We start from the raw sequence: 15,571 nt of genomic DNA on the forward strand, positions 1-15,571 counted from the left end.
CGGGGCGCGCGCCGGTCCTGTGGACCGGCGCAGCGGCGTGCTATAGAGCCGGCCAGATCCAGCGACCGGGCCATGATGATTCGACGCGTTCCCCCCCTGCTCGTCCTCTGTCTCGGCCTGGCCGCCCTGCCGGGCTGCTCCTGGTTCGGCAATTGGGATGGCAAGCAGAGCTCGCTCGACGCCGAGCGGCGCGTCGTCAACGCCACCGTGGACCAGACGCCGGAAGGGCTCTATGCCGCCGGCGTGGAGGCGCTGCAGGCCCGCCGCTTCCCTGCCGCGGTGGATTATTTCGACCAGATCGAGCGCGAACACCCCTATTCCACCTGGGCGACCAATGCGAAGCTGATGTCGGCCTATGCCGAGTATCAGCGCAACCGCTACACCGAGGCCATCGGCGCGCTGGACCGCTTCATCCAGCTGCACCCGGCGCATCGCGACATCGCCTATGCCTTCTATCTGCGCGCCCTGTCCTATTACGAGCAGATCGCCGATGCGCAGCGCGACCAGCGCACCACGGAACAGGCCCTGGCAGCGTTGCAGGACGTGGTGAACCGCTTCCCCGACACCGCCTATGCCCGCGACGCACGCCTCAAGATCGATCTCGGCCGTGACCATCTCGCGGGCAAGGAGATGAATGTCGGCCGCTTCTACCAGCGCCAGCGGCTCTACGCCGCGGCGATCGGCCGCTTCCGCCGGGTGGTGGAGGAGTACCAGACCACCAACCACGTGCCGGAGGCCCTGCACCGCCTGACCGAGATCTACCTGACGCTCGGCCTGACGGAGGAGGCGCGGAAGTCCGCTTCGGTGCTCGGGCACAACTTCCCGGGCAGCCCCTGGTACCAGGACAGCTACGCGCTGCTGGTGGCGGGCGCGGAGCGGGCGCCGGAGGACCGGCCGGGCTTGGTCCGCCGGGCCTGGAACTGGGTTTTTTGAGGGCAGGGCGGACCGCGCGCCCGGCATGCTGATCTCCCTCGCGATCCGCGACGTCGTCCTGATCGAGCGGCTGGACCTCGCTTTCGGCCCCGGCCTGACGGTGCTGACCGGCGAGACCGGCGCGGGCAAATCCATCCTGCTGGACAGCCTCGGCCTCGCCTGCGGCGCCCGTGCCGAGGCGGGGATGGTGCGCGCCGGCCAGACGCAATGCTCGGTCGCCGCCGCCTTCGCCCCGCCCGAGGGCCATCCCGCGCTTGCCATCCTCGCCGAGCAGGGGATGGAGCCGGAGGAGGTGCTGGTGCTCCGCCGCGTGGTGCAGGCGGATGGCCGCGGCCGTGCCTTCGTCAACGACCAGCCGGTCGCGGTGGGGCTGCTCAGGCGGCTGGCGGCGACGCTGGTCGAGGTGCAGGGGCAGCACGACCAGGTGGGCCTGGCGGACCCCGCGACCCATGCCGGGCTGCTGGACGCCTTCGGCGGGCTGGAAGGCCGGCGCAACGCCGTCGCCGCGGCCTGGCGCAGCTGGCGGGAGGCGGAGCGGGCGCTCGCCACGGCGCGGGAGGCGATCGCCGCCGCGCAGCGGGATGAGGAATTCCTGCGGCATGCAGTGCAGGAACTCTCCGACCTCGCCCCCGTGGAGGGCGAGGAGGAGGAGCTTTCGAAGGAACGCCAGCGCCTGCAGCAGGGCGAGCGGCGGAACGAGAGCATCGCCTCCGCGCTCGGCGAATTGCAGCCGCGCGACCGGCGCCGGGGCGGCCCGGCGGATGCGCTGCGCAGCGCCGCCCGGGCGCTGGAGCGGCTGCCGCCCCCGAACGAGGAGGCGCAGCCGATCCTGGCGCTGCTCGCACAGGCGCAGGATTCGGTCGCCGAGGCCGAGACGCTGCTGGAGCGGATGCTGAATGAGGGCGGCCCCGACCCGCGCCGGCTGGAGCAGCTGGAGGACCGGCTCTTCGGCCTGCGCGCCGCCGCCCGCAAGCATGGCGTGGCGGTGGTGGAATTGCCGGCGCTGCTGACCCAGCTCAAGGAGCGCCTGGGCGCGCTGGATGCCGGGACCGAGCGGGTGGCCGGGCTGGAGAAGGCCGCGACCGAGGCGCGCGATGCCTATCTCACCGCCGGCCGCGCGCTGACCGATGCGCGCAGCGCCGCCGCCAAGCGGCTGGAGACGGCGCTGGCCAAGGAACTGCCGCCGCTCAAGCTCGACCGCGCCCGCTTCTTCGTTGAGGTCGCGCAGCGCGAGGAAAATGGCTGGTCGGCGGATGGCATGGACCGCGTCACCTTCCTCGTCTCCACGAATCCGGGCCAGACGCCGGGGCACCTGCAGAAGATCGCCTCGGGCGGCGAGCTGTCCCGCCTGATGCTGGCGCTGAAGGTGGTGCTCGCCCGCGGCTCGCCGGTGCCGACGCTGATCTTCGACGAGGTGGATGCCGGCATCGGCGGCGCCACCGCCGCTGCCGTGGGGGACCGCCTGGCCCGCGTGGCGGAGCGGCTGCAGGTGCTGGTCGTCACCCACAGCCCGCAGGTCGCGGCGCGCGGCGCGCAGCAGCTTCGCGTGGCCAAGCGGGTGAAGGGGGAGCGCGCGGCGACGATGGTCGAGCCGCTGGACAAGCGCGAGCGGCGGGAGGAGATTGCCCGCATGCTGGCCGGCGAGCGGGTGACGGATGCGGCCCGGGCGGCGGCGGACAGCCTGTTGGAGGGGACGCTGCTGTAGCCGGCGGCCGCAGCAGGCCCGCCTGGCACGCCTCCCTTCGCCATGACAGCACCGCCCCGGCCTCTGCGCCCGATCCAGCCCCCTGCCCCCGCTTGCGGCCAGGATGCGCGGATGGCATCGGGCCAGATCCGCCGCGGGCCTGCGCCCGGCGCCAGGACGGCGTCTTCCGCCGCGGCCTGCCGGGCATTGTTCCGCATAACGTCATGATCACATGCAGGGTCCCGCCCCCGATGGAGCGACGCCAATGATTGCGATGCAAGTCCTGCGGATGAGGCCCGGCACGGTGCGGCATGGCGCCGGCGCGTCTTCAGCGGGCGGCCGCGCATGACCGAGTCCGGCCTGCGCACCCGCCCGCCCGAGGCGCTGACTGAGGAGGAGGCGGCGGCCGAACTGGCCGCCCTGGCCGCCGAGATCGCGCATCACGACCGCGCCTATCACGAGCGGGACGCGCCGGAGATCAGCGATGCGGACTATGACGCGCTGGTCCGCCGCAACCGCGCCATCGAGGGCCGCTTCCCGGAACTGATTCGGGATGACAGCCCCTCGAGCCGCGTCGGCGCCCAGGCCGCCGAGGGCTTCTCGAAATTCCGCCATGGCGTGCCGATGCTCAGCCTCGACAACGCCTTCGCGCCGGAGGACTTCTCGGAGTTCTGCGCCCGCATCCGGCGGTTCCTCGGCCTCAAGGATGATGTCCTGCGCTTCGTGGGCGAGCCGAAGATCGACGGGCTCTCGGTGAACCTGGTCTATGAGAATGGCCGCTTCCTCCGCGGCGCCACGCGCGGGGACGGGGCGGAGGGCGAGGACGTCACCGCCAATCTCAGGACGCTCAAAGACCTGCCGCTGCGGCTCGCGGGCAAGGCACCCGAGCGGATCGAGATCCGCGGCGAGGTCTTCATGGAGAAGCCCGCCTTCCTCGCCTTCAATGCCGAGCAGGCGCGCCGTATCGAGGCCGGCGAGAAGGGCCTGCGGGTCTTCGCCAATCCGCGCAATGCCGCGGCCGGCAGCCTGCGCCAGCTCGACCCGAGGATCACGGCGCAGCGCCCGCTCAAGCTCTTTGCCTATGCCATGGGCGCGGCCAGCAGCGTGCCGGTGGACCGCCATTGGGACTGGCTGGCGCAGCTCCGCGCCTGGGGCTTCGCGGTGAACCCGCTCTCGGAACTGCTGGAGGACGAGAATGCCGCCGCCGCCTTCCAGGCGCGGATCGGCGAGCAGCGGGCGAGCCTCGCCTATGACATCGACGGCGTGGTCTACAAGCTGGACCGGCTGGACTGGCAGGCCCGCCTCGGCTTCGTCGGCCGCGCGCCGCGCTGGGCCATCGCCTGGAAATTCCCAGCCGAGCAGGCCACGACACGGCTGCTGCGCATCGAGATCCAGGTTGGCCGCACCGGCGCGCTGACGCCGCGGGCGGTGATGGAGCCGGTGAATGTCGGCGGCGTCATCGTCCAGCACGCGACCCTGCACAATGAGGACGAGATCGCCCGCAAGGATGTCCGCCCGGGCGACACGGTGGTGCTGCAGCGCGCCGGCGACGTCATCCCGCAGATCGTCTCCGTGGTGCTCGACAGGCGCCCGGCGGACAGCCAGCCCTTCGCCTTCCCCGAGTTCTGCCCCGCCTGCGGCAGCCATGCCGTACGCCCCGCCGGCGAAGTGGTGCGGCGCTGCACCGGCGGCCTGATCTGCCCGGCCCAGACGGTGGAGCGCCTCAAGCATTTCGTCGCCCGCAATGCGATGGATATCGAGGGCCTGGGCGAGGAGAACATCCAGAAGCTCTACGACGAGGGGCTGGTGCGCAGCCCCGCCGATATCTTCCGCCTCGCGCAGCATGCCGACCGCATGCGGCAATGGGAGGGCTGGGGCGCCAAGTCCAAGAAGCCGGAGGAGGCGAAGAAGGTCCCCAACCTGCTCGCCGCCATCGAGGCGCGCCGCACCCCGCCCTTCGAGCGCTTCATCTTCGCCCTCGGCATCCGCCGGATCGGCGAGGCCAATGCCAAGCTGCTGGCCCGCCACTACCACTCCCTGCCGGAGTGGCGGGAGAGGATGCTGGCCGCCCGCATCATCGGCTCCGAGGCGCGGGAGGAGCTGGGTTCCATCCAGGGCATCGGCCCGGCCATCGCGCAGGAGCTGGTGGATTTCTTCGAGGAGCCGCGCAACCTGGCGGCGCTGGACGATCTCGCCACCCAGGTCACGCCGGCGCCGGCCGATTTCAGCGCCGCCGCGGACTCGCCCTTCGCCGGCAAGACCCTGGTCTTCACCGGCACGCTGGAGACCATGACCCGGCCGGAGGCCGAGGCGCGGGCCGAATCGCTCGGCGCCAAGGTGACCAAGAGCGTGTCGAAGAAGACGGACTTCGTCGTGGTCGGGGCGGATGCCGGCAGCAAGGCGGCGAAGGCCGCCGAACTCGGCCTGCGGACGCTGACCGAGGCCGAATGGCGGGAGATGGCGGGGCTGCCCTTGGAGCGGATCGCGGACGGAAGTGAACGCCCGGGCGCGTGAATCTCCCCTGCAATCAATGCCATATCGCGGGCTGCCTTCAGTCCTGAAGGCCATCGGCCGCAGGCCCCGTCCCCCTGGGGGAGTGGGTCCCCTCCCCGCGGGGCGCAAGGCGCCCCCTTCCCCCGCGCCGCCGGCGGGGCGATGGTGCCGGCACCACAAAGGAGGACGCCATGGCCGAGACCAATCTGCAGGTGCTGCTGCGCCGCCGCCCCAAGGGCGCACCCGTGCCCGAGGATTTCGAGATCGTCGAGACCCCGGTGCCGGAGCCGCAGGAGGGAGAGGTGCTGGTCCGCGCGCAGTACCTGTCGCTCGACCCCTACATGCGCGGCCGGATGGCCGAGGCGAAGAGCTATGCCAAGCCCGTGGATCTGGGCGCGGTCATGGAGGGTCGCACGGCGGGCGTCGTCGTCGCCTCCAGGGCGCCGGGCTTCGCGCCGGGCGATACGGTCGCGGGCGGCTATGGCTGGCAGCGCTTCTCCTGCGTGAAGCCGGCGGGGCTGATCAAGGTCGATCCGCAGGAGGCGCCGCTCTCGGCCAATCTCGGCGTGCTCGGCATGCCCGGCCTGACCGCCTGGGTCGGGCTCGAGGATATCGGCCAGCCCAAGGCCGGTGAGACGGTGGTGGTCTCGGCCGCCTCCGGCGCGGTCGGCCAGGTCGTCGGGCAGATCGCGAAGATCCGGGGCTGCAAGGTCATCGGCATCGCCGGCGGGCCGAAGAAGTGCCAGTTCGTGACGGAGGAGCTGGGCTTCGATGCCTGCATCGACCATCGCGGCGACCTCAACGCGCAGCTCGACCGGCACTGCCCGGAGGGGATCGACGTCTATTGGGAGAATGTCGGCGGCCCGGTGCAGGCGGCGGTCTTCCCCCGCCTGCGCGACTTCGCCCGCATGGTGATGTGCGGCGTCATCGCGCAATACAACGTGGTCGAGGGAGCGGACAGCTTCGGCGGCCCGCCCGGCCCGAACCTGGGCGCGGCGGTGCGCAAGCGGCTGCGCATCCAGGGCTTCATCGTCAGCGACCATGGCTGGGCGCGCTACCCGCAATTCCGCAAGGACATGCTGGGCTGGATGGCCGAAGGGAAGATGCGCTGGCGGGAGGATGTGGTGGAGGGGCTGCGCAACGCGCCGCAGGCCTTCATCGGCCTGCTGAAGGGTGAGAATTTCGGCAAGCTGGTGGTGAAGATCGATTGAGGGCACCTGGGGGCGGAGGCGGTACCCTCCGCCCCCGGCTCGTCACGGCCGGGCCTGGTCCGGCCACCTCTTTCCGATGTTGCCGACGGCCTTCCCTACCCCGCCTTCCCGGGCAGCGCCGCGATGGCGCCGGCGAAGGCCTGCAGCGTCTGCTCTATGTCCTCGGCGGTATGGGCGAGCGAGATGTAGTACTTGCTCTCCCCCTTCAGGATGCCGGCGGCACGGAGCCGGGTGTTGAAATGCTTCTGCAGGGCCGGGTCGGCGCGCAGCACGTCGCGGTAGTTCCGCACCTCCTCCGCGGTGAAGACCACGTCGAAGAGCGGCGGCTCCCCCACCACCTGCGCCGGCAGCCCGGCCCGCTTCAGCATCGCCTCGATCCCCTGCATCAGGGCGCGGCCGGTGGCGAAGACCTGCTCATAGGTGCCGGGTCGCTTCAGGACCGCCAGGGTGGCGAGGCCGGCGACGGAGGCCACGGGATTGCCGGACAGCGTCCCCACCTGCATGAGGAAGCCGTCATCGCCGACGATGCCGCGGTCGAAATGCGCCATGATGTCGGCCCGCCCGGCGATCGCCGCCAGCGGGAAGCCGCCGCCGATGATCTTTCCGAGCGTGCAGAGGTCGGGGGTGACCCCGTAATAGCTTTGTGCGCCCCCATAGGCAAAGCGGAAGCCGGTGACGACTTCGTCGAAGATCAGCGGGATGCCGTATTGCGCGGTGATCTCGCGGATGCCCCGGAGGAAGCCGGGGGCCGGCGGGATCAGGCGCTGGAAGGGCTCCAGGATCACGCCGCCCAGCTCGTCGTGGTGCGCCTCGATCAGCGCCCGCGCCGCGTCGAGATCGTTGAAGGGGGCGACCAGCACCTCCTCCCGCGCGCTCTTCGGGATGCCGGCGGAATCCGGCACGGCGGTGGGGAAATTCGCCAGGCGCCTGGGTGACAGGCTCATCAGCCCCCAGTCGGACATGCCGTGGTAGCCGCCCTCGAATTTCAGGATGCGGTCGCGCCCGCGGAAGGCGCGCGCGACGCGCAGCGCATACATGTCCGCCTCGGTCCCGCTGCTGACGAAGCGCACCTGCTCGGCGCAGGGCAGCGCCGCCACGATCTCCTCGGCCAGGCGGATGCCGTGCTCGTTATTGGCGAAGAAGGTGGTGCCGCGCGGCACCTGGGCGAGCACAGCCTCCGTCACCTCCGGATGCGCATGGCCGACGAACATGGGGCCGGAGCCGAGGAGGTAGTCCACATACTCGTTGCCGGAGACATCCCAGACCCGGCCGCCGCGCCCTTCCCGGATGATGAGGTCGGAGGCGAAGTTGCCGAAATGCCCCGCCGGCAGCACGCGATGCGCGGCCTTCACCAGCGCCTGCTCCTCCGCGCTGTGAGTCATCCCGTCCATGGCCCCGCCCCCGTCGCTGTGTCCGGGCGAGGCTAGCGCAGATCGCGGGAGGCCGTGAACGACCGAAGGCGTGACCTTGCGCGACCACGGAGACCGGCAGCGGAGTGGTGTTCGGAGGGGACCGCCAGCCTCTGCAGCGGAGGATCGGCGGACGTCATGGCCGATGCGGGTCGTCTTTCGGCAGGATGTCCCGGATATAGTCCCGCCCCTTCCATTCCGGGGCCTGGGAACTGCCGTCCGGCCGCGGCAGGTAGGCGGAGGGGGCGCCGCCCGCCAGATCCGGGATGTAGCGCGGGCAGTTGGGAAAGATGTCGGTGACCGCCACGCGCACCAGCCGCCGCGCTCCGGGGATGGCGGCGATGCGCGCCGGGTCCTCGACCAGGCTGGCCTGCCCGCGCAGCCGCAGCCGCAGGGACTTCCCGTCGAAGGCGATGAACAGCATGCCGATGGAGGGGCTTTCCAGGATGTTCCCGAGCGAGAGGTACATCGAGTTGCCGTCGTAATCCGGCCATTCCAGCTCGGCTGGGCCGGTCACGCGGACGAAGCCGGGCGGGCCACCCTTGAAGCTGCAATCGACGGCGCCCCCCGCGGCGGTCGCCAGGAAGAAGAAGGGCGCTGCCCCGATCAGCGCGACATGCTGCGGCTCGAAGGCGGAGACACGCCGGCGTGCCTCCAGCCTGTCGGCCACGCGGCGGCCGTCATGCCGGTCCTGCAGCGCGCGGTTGCCGGCGTGGAACAGGCGGGAGGGGTCGTCACCAGATCGCATGGCCACCATCCACCACCAGCGTTGCACCCAGCATGAAGGAACTGTCCTCGGAAGCCAGGAAGACGATCGCCCGGGCGATCTCCTCCGGCTGCGCCACCCGGTTCATGGGGGAGCGGGCGGCGAGCGCCGCGGAGAAGGCCTCCGGGTCGTTGGCGCGCGCCAGCATGCTGTCGAAATAGGAACTTGCGGTCGGCCCCGGCGCCACGGCGTTCACCCGGATGCCCTGCGCCGCGTGGTCGATCGCCATGGCCCGCGTCAGCGCATCCACCGCCCCCTTGGTCGCCACATAGGCGGCGCGGTCCCGGATGCCGACGATGGCGATGTTGGAGGCGGTGTTGACGATCACGCCGCCTCCCTTCGCCGCCATGATCGGGATGGCATGCTTGGCGCAGAAGAACACGCCCTTCACATTCACCCGGAAGATCGCGTCCCAGTCCTCCTCGCTGGTCTCCGTCACCGCGCCCTGGATGCCGAAGCCGGCATTGCTGCAGAGCACGTCGATGCGCCCGAAGCGGTCGGCGACGGCGCGCATGGCGGCGGCGACCTCCGCCTCCGCCCCCACATCGGCGGCGATCGCCATGCCCGGCCGGGCGAGCTGGGCGGCCACAGCCTCGGCCGCCGCGCCGTCACGGTCCAGGCAGGCGACCGTCGCGCCCTCCCCCGCTGCAAGCAGGGCGGTGGCGCGGCCGATGCCCGCCCCAGCCCCGGTGATGACGACGACCTTGTCCTTCAGCCGCATGACGTCCCCCGTGATCCGTGCCCATCATGCGCGGCCGTAGGGCCTGCCGGCCAGATGGGTGCGGGGGCTGCCGCCTTTGCAGATGGCCCGGTGGCCGGCGAACCGGGCCGCGAAGGGCCGCCGGGCCGCGCCGCACCGGCCTGTGGGGCGGCAGCCCTCAGGCCAGCAATTCGCCCCGTAGGAAGGCGGCCGCCTCCGGCGCGCGCGGCCCGGCGAAGAAGGCCTCCGCCGGCGCATGCTCCAGCAACCGGCCGCGATGCAGGAAGCCCACCTCCCCCGCCAGCCGCCGGGCCTGGGCCAGGTCATGCGTCGTCATCACGATCTTGCAGCCGCGCGCGGCCAGGCCGGTGATCGCCACCTCCACCGCCCGGGTCGCGGCGGGGTCGAGGCTGGCGCAGGGCTCGTCCAGGAACAGCACTTCCGGCCGCAGCGCCGCGGCGCGGGCCAGGGCCAGGCGTTGCTGCTCCCCGCCCGAGAGCCGCCGGGCCGGCCGCCCGGCCAGCGCCGCCAGCCCGGCCTCGGCCAGCGCCGCCGCGGCCCGTGCCCGCCGCGCCGCGCGCGGCAGGCCGGCGAGCGCCAGGGGGTACTCGACATTGGCGAGTGCCGAGCGCCGCAGCATGACGGGCCGCTGGAAGACCATGGCGTCGCGCCGCATCCCCGCGCCCTCCCAGGCGATGCGCCCGGCGGTCGGGCACAGCAGCCCGTGCAGCAGCCGCAGCAGCACGGATTTGCCCGCGCCGTTCGGCCCGATGATCAGCAGCGGCGGCCCGGCCTCGATGGCGAGGGAGAGGTCATGCAGGATCCCGACGCCGCCGGCGCCGAAGCACAGCCCCTCGGCCCGCAGCGGCAGGGCGGCCATTGGCGCCCGCATCACCCGCCCATCCGCGCCGCCAGGCCGCGCAGCCCCTGCGCCGCGACATTCACCGTCAGCACGATCGCCATCAGGATGGTGCCAAGCGCCAGCGCCAGCGGCAGGTCGCCCTTGCTGGTCTCCAGCGCGATGGCGGTGGTCATCACCCGGGTGAAGCCCTCGATATTGCCGCCGACCACCATTACCGCGCCGACCTCCGCGCTGGCCCGGCCGAAGCCGGCCAGCAGCACGGTCAACAGGGCGAAGCGGCCATCCCGGAGCAGCGTCGGCACCGCCCGCCAGGGCCCGGCGCCGAAGGAGCGGAGCTGCTCGGCATACTCGTCCCAGAGCCCCTCCAGCACCTGGCGGGACAGGGCGGCCAGGATGGGCGTGATCAGCACGGTCTGGGCGATGACCATGGCGGTGGGGGTGAAAAGCAGGCCGAGCGCGCCAAGCGGCCCGCTGCGCGAGAGCAGCAGGTAGATCAGCAGCCCCGCCACCACCGGCGGGAGGCCCATCAGCGCGTTCAGCAGGGTGATGAGGGCCTGCCTCCCCGGAAAGCGCGCCACGGTCAGCAGCGCGCCGAGCGGCAGGCCGATGAGGGCGGCGCAGGCGGTGGCGAGCAGGCTGACGCGGAGCGACAGGCCGGTGATCCGCAGCAGGGCCGGGTCGCCGGCCGCGACGAGATCGAGCGCGGTGGCGAAGGCGGTCCCCAGATCGTTCACGGCATTCCTCGTGGCGCCCCGATGTGCGGGGCGGGCCCGGCCGGGTCAATGCGGCCTTGGCGGCGCGCCATGGCAGCCATCGCCAATTTCTGCCGGATTCTGCCCGCCTCTTCGTGGAACCCGGCAGCCGCGCCGGCCCCCTGCCTGGTCCGGTACGGGACCGTTCACGAAAATTCACGGTACTCATCGGAATTGCAGCGCGGGCTGGCGCGCGCGTCCGGAAGCCTTATGCTAGAGCCTTGGCAAGTGCCCCGGGCTTCCCCTTGGGCAAGTCCGAGGCGGGCCGGGTTCCGGGAACGGGGCGTGGCCAAAGGAGCACCGAAGAGTTCGAGAGATGGCCAAAAACGATAGCTGGCGCCCCCGGAAGCCCCGCAAGCGCGGGTTCGACGATGATACGCCTGAATTCGGCGGCGGCGGCTGGGGAGCCCCGCCCCCCTTCCCGATGCCGAGCAGCATGCCCGCCTCCCGCGGCCCCTCGGTCTTCGCGACGGGCCCCGAGATCGAAGCCACGGTCAAGTGGTTCAACCCGGAGAAGGGCTTCGGCTTCGTCGAGCTGGGCAATGGCTCGGGCGACGCCTTCCTCCACATCTCGGTGCTGCAGCGCTCCGGCCAGGAGGCGGTGAACCCGGGTGCCGGCATGCGCGTGCGCGTCGGCCCCGGCCAGAAGGGCCAGCAGGTGACCGAGGTGGTGGAGATCACCAGCCCCGGCGAGCCGGGCGGCCCGGGCGGCGGCGCCCCCCGCGGCGGCTTCGGCGACCGCCCCCCGCGCAGCGGCGGCTTCGGTGACCGGCCGCGCGGCGGCGGCGGTGGCTTCGCCCCCTCCGGCCCGGCCGAGGAGATGCGCGGTACCGTCAAGTGGTACAGCGCAGAGAAGGGCTTCGGCTTCGTCTCCCCGGAGGGCGGCGGGCGCGATGTCTTCGTGCACGCGACCGCGCTCGAGCGCAGCGGCCTCTCGCCGCTGACCGAGGGCCAGGCGGTGGTCATGCAGGTCGTCCAGGGCAAGAAGGGGCCGGAGGCCTCGACCCTGACCCGCGCCTGAGCAGGGCGGACGGTAGTGAAACCGGGGGCGGCGCCTTGGCGCCGCCCCTCTTCGTATCCAGCTTTCAGGTCCATCTGACCGATCATGGTCGGGGCCCAGCCGCGCCCGCGGGCAACCGCGCCCCGCGGTGAGCCGCCCCCCGGGAGAGGAACGCATGCTGCTGCGCCGGGAACGGGCGATGACCGCGGTGGCGATCATGCTGGATGTTGCCTTCCATGCCGGCCGCACCGAGGCGGTGAGCGCCGCCGACATCGCGGAGCGGCTGGGCCAGGCGCGCCGGGGGATCGAGCCGGTGCTGCAGGCCCTCTCCCGCGCCGGGCTGCTGGACAGCATCCGCGGCCCGAAGGGCGGCTACCGGCTCGGCCGGCCGCCGCGCGACCTGCGGCTGGCCGAGATCGTGGCGACCGCGCTCGATGAGGAGGCCGGCGCGGAGACCCCGGCCGGGCGGCTGCAGGCGGCGGTGGTGCAGCCGCTCTGGGCCGAGCTGGAAGGGCTGTGCCGGGACCACCTTTCGCGGCTGACCATCGCCGACCTGATCAAGCGGGCGGCGGCGGCGGGCGTGAAGCGGCCCACGGTGGAGCCGCTGAATTTCGTGATCTGAGGGCGGGCCGGCGATCGGCCCTCCCGGCCGCATGCCGGCCCCGTCAGGACCGGAATCGATCCGGTCGTCTCCGCATCCTTCGCCCCGGCCCGCAACCGCGTAAGCTGCGCCCCCGAACCCATCGGGGGAGAGCATCATGGCCCGTGTCCGCAACATCGAGAGCAGCGAGCTGCCGCCGGAGCTCGCGGAGATCTACGAGCGCTTCGCCGCCAGCTACGGCCCCTTCCGCAACCAGGTCGCGGTCTTCGCCCATGTGCCGGCGGCGCTCAGGCACCTGTTCCCGCTGCTGATGGAGCTGCGCGAGGCGAAGACGCTGCCGAAGCGCGCCCTGGAGATCGCCATCGTCGTCGTCTCCAACCTCAATGCCTGCCACTACTGCGTCGCGCACCACAAGCCCTTCCTGGCGGTGGAGGGCATCTCCCCGGCCGGCATCGACCGGATCATGCAGTGGCAGGACCATCCCGAGCTGGGCGCGACCGACAAGCTCGTCGTGCAATACGCCATCGCCGCCTGGGAGACGCCGAACCGCATCCCCGAGGCGCTGTTCCGCCAGCTGCGGGAGGCCTTCTCCGAGGCGCAGATCGTCGAGCTGACGCTGCGCATCACCCTCTGTGGCTTCTTCAACCGATTCAACGACGCGCTGCAGATCGAGGAGGAGACGGAGGCGCAGGCCGCGGCCGAGGGTCTGGCGGTGGGATAGGAGCCGTCGCGGACGGGCATGTACCGCCGGGCGCGACCGGCGCCCGGGCCTTCAGGTCCGGGCCAGATCCGCCGCCTCGCGCCGGGACCTCACGCCGCCGCCCGGGCGGCCCGGATCGCCCGCCACACGCTCTCCGGCGTCGCCGGCATGTCGAGATGCGTCACGCCGAGCGGCCGCAGCGCATCCAGCAGGGCATGCATCACTGTCTGCGGGGCGCCGATGGCACCGGCCTGGCCGACGCCCTTCACGCCGAGCGGGTTGGACTGCGTCCGCGCCTCGCCGAAATACACGGCGAGGTCGGGCAGGTCCTCGGCCCGCGGCAGGGCATAGTCCATGAAGGAGGCGGAGAGGAGCTGGCCCGAGGCGGGGTCGTAGGCGATCCGCTCCAGCAGCGCCTGCCCGATGCCCTGCGCCAGCCCGCCCTGCACCTGCCCGGCCGTCAGCATGGGGTTGATGAGGGAGCCGTAGTCATCGACGGCGAGGTAGCGCAGGAGGGTCACGGCGCCGGTCTCGGGGTCCACCTCCACCTCGGCGGCATGCGCGCCGGAGGGGAAGGTGATGAGGTCCGAGAGGTTCTTCGCCTCGGCATCCAGGCCGGGTTCCATCCCCTCCGGCAGGTCCTGCGGGTCGCGCGAGGCCTCGATCAGCGCGTCCAGCGTCAGCGCCGCGCCGGTCGCGGTCACGGTGAAGCAGCCCTCGGCGAATTCGATGGATTCGGGGGCCACCTGCAGGAGGTGGGCGGCGATGTGCCGCGCCTTGTCGATCACCTTCTCCATCGCCAGGACCAGCGCGGTCGCCCCGACATGCAGCGAGCGCGCCCCGCCATGGCCATTGCCGAAGGCGATCCGGTCGGTATCGGCCTGGACGAGGCGGAAGCGCGATTCCTCCAGCCCCAGCCAGGCGGAGGCGATCTGGGTGAAGCTGGTCTCCAGCCCCTGGCCGTTGGACTGGGTGCCGATGCAGAGATCCACCATCCCGTCCGGCGCGAAGCGCACCGCCGCCCATTCCTGCGGCGCACCGCGCGAGGTCTCGAGGAAGCAGGCGAGCCCAAGGCCCCGCAGCATCCCGCGCGCCTCGCTCCCGGCGCGGCGGGCGGCGAAGCCCTCGCGGTCCAGCAGCCGCTCCAGATCCGCGAGGTTGTCGCGGAAGCGCCCGGTATCCATCAGCATGCCCGTGGCGCTGCGGTAGGGGAAGCTGGCGATGGCATTGCGCCGGCGGATCTCGATCGGGTCGAGCCCGGTGGCGCGGGCGGCGGCCTCCACCAGCCGCTCCGTCAGGTAATTCGCCTCCGGCTTGCCGGCGCCGCGATAGGCATCGACGGGCGTGGAGTTGGTGAAGGCGCCCTCCACCTCCAGCAGGATGGCGGGGATGGCATAGACGCCGCCGATGGCGGTCGAGACCGAGTTGGTCGGACAGGCGGGCCCATGCGCCGAGCAATAGGCGCCCATATCCGCCGCCATCCGGGCATGCAGGGCAAGGAAGCGGCCCTGGTCATCCAGTGCGAGGCGCGCGATGCCCTGGTAGTCGCGGCCATGCACGGCGCCCTGGAATTCCTCCGTATGGTCGGCGATCCAGGCGACGGGGCAGCCGAGCCGGCGGGCGGCGGAGAGCAGCGCGACATGCTCGGGGAAGAGGAAGTTCTTCATCCCGAAGCCGCCGCCGACATCGGGGCAATGCAGGTGGAAGGCCTCCTCCGGCAGGCCGAAGACGGTCGAGAGCTGCCGCCGCAGCCCATGCACGCCCATGCCGGAGAGCAGCAGGTCGAGCCGCGTCCCGTCCCAGGCGGCGACGGCGCCGCGCGGCTCGATCGGCGCGGCATGCACGCGGTTGTTGACCAGGTCGAGCTCGATCACCCGCGCGGCAGCGGCGAAGGCGGCCTCGGTCGCGGCGCGGTCGCCGCGCTCGAAGCGGAAGGCGCGGTTGCCCGGCGCCTCCGGCCAGATCCGCGGCGCGCCGGGGGCGAAGGCGGCGCGGCTGTCCACCACGGCAGGCAGCGGGTCGTACTCCACCAGGATCGCCTCGGCCGCGTCGCGCGCCTGCGCCGCTGTTTCCGCGACGACGAAGGCGACCGGCTCCCCCACATGCTTCACCGTCTCGCGGGCCAGCGCGGGGCGGTCCGGGATGACGAGCGGACCGATGGTCTGCACCACTGCCGGGCAGGGCAGCGGCCCGATTCCCTCCGCCGCGAGGTCGGCGCCGGTCAGCACCAGTGCGACGCCCGGCATGGCAGCCGCGGCCGCCACATCGACCGAGAGGATGCGGGCATGCGCATACGGGGATCGCAGCGCATGGGCATGCAGCGCGCCTGCCGGGATCAGGTCCGCGACATAGCGGCCCTGGCCGGTGAGGAAGCGGGCATCCTCGATGCGGCGGCGGCTCTCCCCGATCACGGCCGGCGGCCCTGGCTGGGGTCCGGTGCCGGCTCGCCTTGCGCCATCG

13 protein-coding genes are annotated in these 15,571 nt (G+C 72.2%); 7 read left to right on the forward strand and 6 right to left on the reverse strand.

What is annotated here, in order from left to right; genetic code table 11:
- Nucleotides 1–72 precede the first annotated feature (72 nt).
- The 4 genes from LHA35_RS14840 (at nt 73) to LHA35_RS14855 (ending at nt 6,321) form a co-directional block, all read left to right on the forward strand.
- Complete coding sequence (locus tag LHA35_RS14840) at nt 73–933, forward strand: outer membrane protein assembly factor BamD (protein WP_226609144.1); 861 nt, start codon at nt 73–75, stop codon at nt 931–933.
- 25 nt (nt 934–958) lie between these two features.
- Entirely contained in the window at nt 959–2,638 is a 1,680-nt protein-coding gene (gene recN, locus LHA35_RS14845; protein ID WP_226609147.1) for a DNA repair protein RecN, read from the forward strand.
- Between the two features lie 324 nt (nt 2,639–2,962).
- Complete coding sequence (gene ligA / locus LHA35_RS14850) at nt 2,963–5,131, forward strand: NAD-dependent DNA ligase LigA (RefSeq protein ID WP_226609149.1); 2,169 nt, start codon at nt 2,963–2,965, stop codon at nt 5,129–5,131.
- 170 nt (nt 5,132–5,301) lie between these two features.
- The gene (locus LHA35_RS14855) at nt 5,302–6,321 is read left to right on the forward strand and encodes an NADP-dependent oxidoreductase (RefSeq protein WP_226609152.1); all 1,020 of its coding nucleotides are present in this window, start codon (nt 5,302–5,304) and stop codon (nt 6,319–6,321) included.
- Between the two features lie 95 nt (nt 6,322–6,416).
- Here LHA35_RS14855 and LHA35_RS14860 read toward each other — a convergent pair whose 3' ends face one another.
- The 5 genes from LHA35_RS14860 to LHA35_RS14880 form a co-directional block, all read right to left on the reverse strand.
- The gene (locus tag LHA35_RS14860; protein WP_226609154.1) at nt 6,417–7,712 is read right to left on the reverse strand and encodes an aspartate aminotransferase family protein; all 1,296 of its coding nucleotides are present in this window, start codon (nt 7,710–7,712) and stop codon (nt 6,417–6,419) included.
- 154 nt (nt 7,713–7,866) lie between these two features.
- On the reverse strand, nt 7,867–8,478 hold the full coding sequence (locus LHA35_RS14865; RefSeq protein ID WP_226609158.1) for a pyridoxamine 5'-phosphate oxidase family protein: 612 nt from the start codon (nt 8,476–8,478) through the stop codon (nt 7,867–7,869).
- Nucleotides 8,465–9,217 carry an SDR family oxidoreductase gene (locus tag LHA35_RS14870; RefSeq protein WP_226609161.1) on the reverse strand — a complete coding sequence of 251 codons (753 nt, stop codon included), beginning with the start codon at nt 9,215–9,217 and terminating at the stop codon, nt 8,465–8,467. Before LHA35_RS14870 ends, LHA35_RS14865 begins: the two co-directional genes overlap by 14 nt.
- A gap of 157 nt (nt 9,218–9,374) precedes the next feature.
- Entirely contained in the window at nt 9,375–10,088 is a 714-nt protein-coding gene (locus LHA35_RS14875) for an ATP-binding cassette domain-containing protein (protein WP_226609164.1), read from the reverse strand.
- Nucleotides 10,088–10,792, reverse strand: a complete 705-nt coding sequence (locus LHA35_RS14880; protein WP_226609167.1) for an ABC transporter permease — start codon at nt 10,790–10,792, stop codon at nt 10,088–10,090. Before LHA35_RS14880 ends, LHA35_RS14875 begins: the two co-directional genes overlap by 1 nt.
- Nucleotides 10,793–11,246: 454 nt before the next feature.
- Between LHA35_RS14880 and LHA35_RS28885 the strand changes: the two genes are divergently transcribed.
- The 3 genes from LHA35_RS28885 to LHA35_RS14900 all read left to right on the forward strand — a co-directional run bounded on the left by LHA35_RS28885 (nt 11,247) and on the right by LHA35_RS14900 (nt 13,132).
- The gene (locus LHA35_RS28885; RefSeq protein ID WP_338050885.1) at nt 11,247–11,831 is read left to right on the forward strand and encodes a cold-shock protein; all 585 of its coding nucleotides are present in this window, start codon (nt 11,247–11,249) and stop codon (nt 11,829–11,831) included.
- Nucleotides 11,832–11,985: 154 nt separating this feature from the next.
- Entirely contained in the window at nt 11,986–12,432 is a 447-nt protein-coding gene (locus LHA35_RS14895) for an RrF2 family transcriptional regulator (protein ID WP_226609170.1), read from the forward strand.
- A gap of 136 nt (nt 12,433–12,568) precedes the next feature.
- The gene (locus tag LHA35_RS14900; RefSeq protein WP_226609173.1) at nt 12,569–13,132 is read left to right on the forward strand and encodes a carboxymuconolactone decarboxylase family protein; all 564 of its coding nucleotides are present in this window, start codon (nt 12,569–12,571) and stop codon (nt 13,130–13,132) included.
- 89 nt (nt 13,133–13,221) lie between these two features.
- On the opposite strand, the gene LHA35_RS14905 is transcribed toward LHA35_RS14900, so the two are convergent.
- Nucleotides 13,222–15,522, reverse strand: coding sequence for a xanthine dehydrogenase family protein molybdopterin-binding subunit (locus tag LHA35_RS14905; RefSeq protein WP_226609177.1), 2,301 nt, complete (start codon nt 15,520–15,522; stop codon nt 13,222–13,224).
- Between the last annotated feature and the right edge of the window lie 49 nt (nt 15,523–15,571).

This window comes from Roseicella aerolata (assembly GCF_020523605.1).
GTDB lineage: Bacteria > Pseudomonadota > Alphaproteobacteria > Acetobacterales > Acetobacteraceae > Paracraurococcus > Paracraurococcus aerolatus.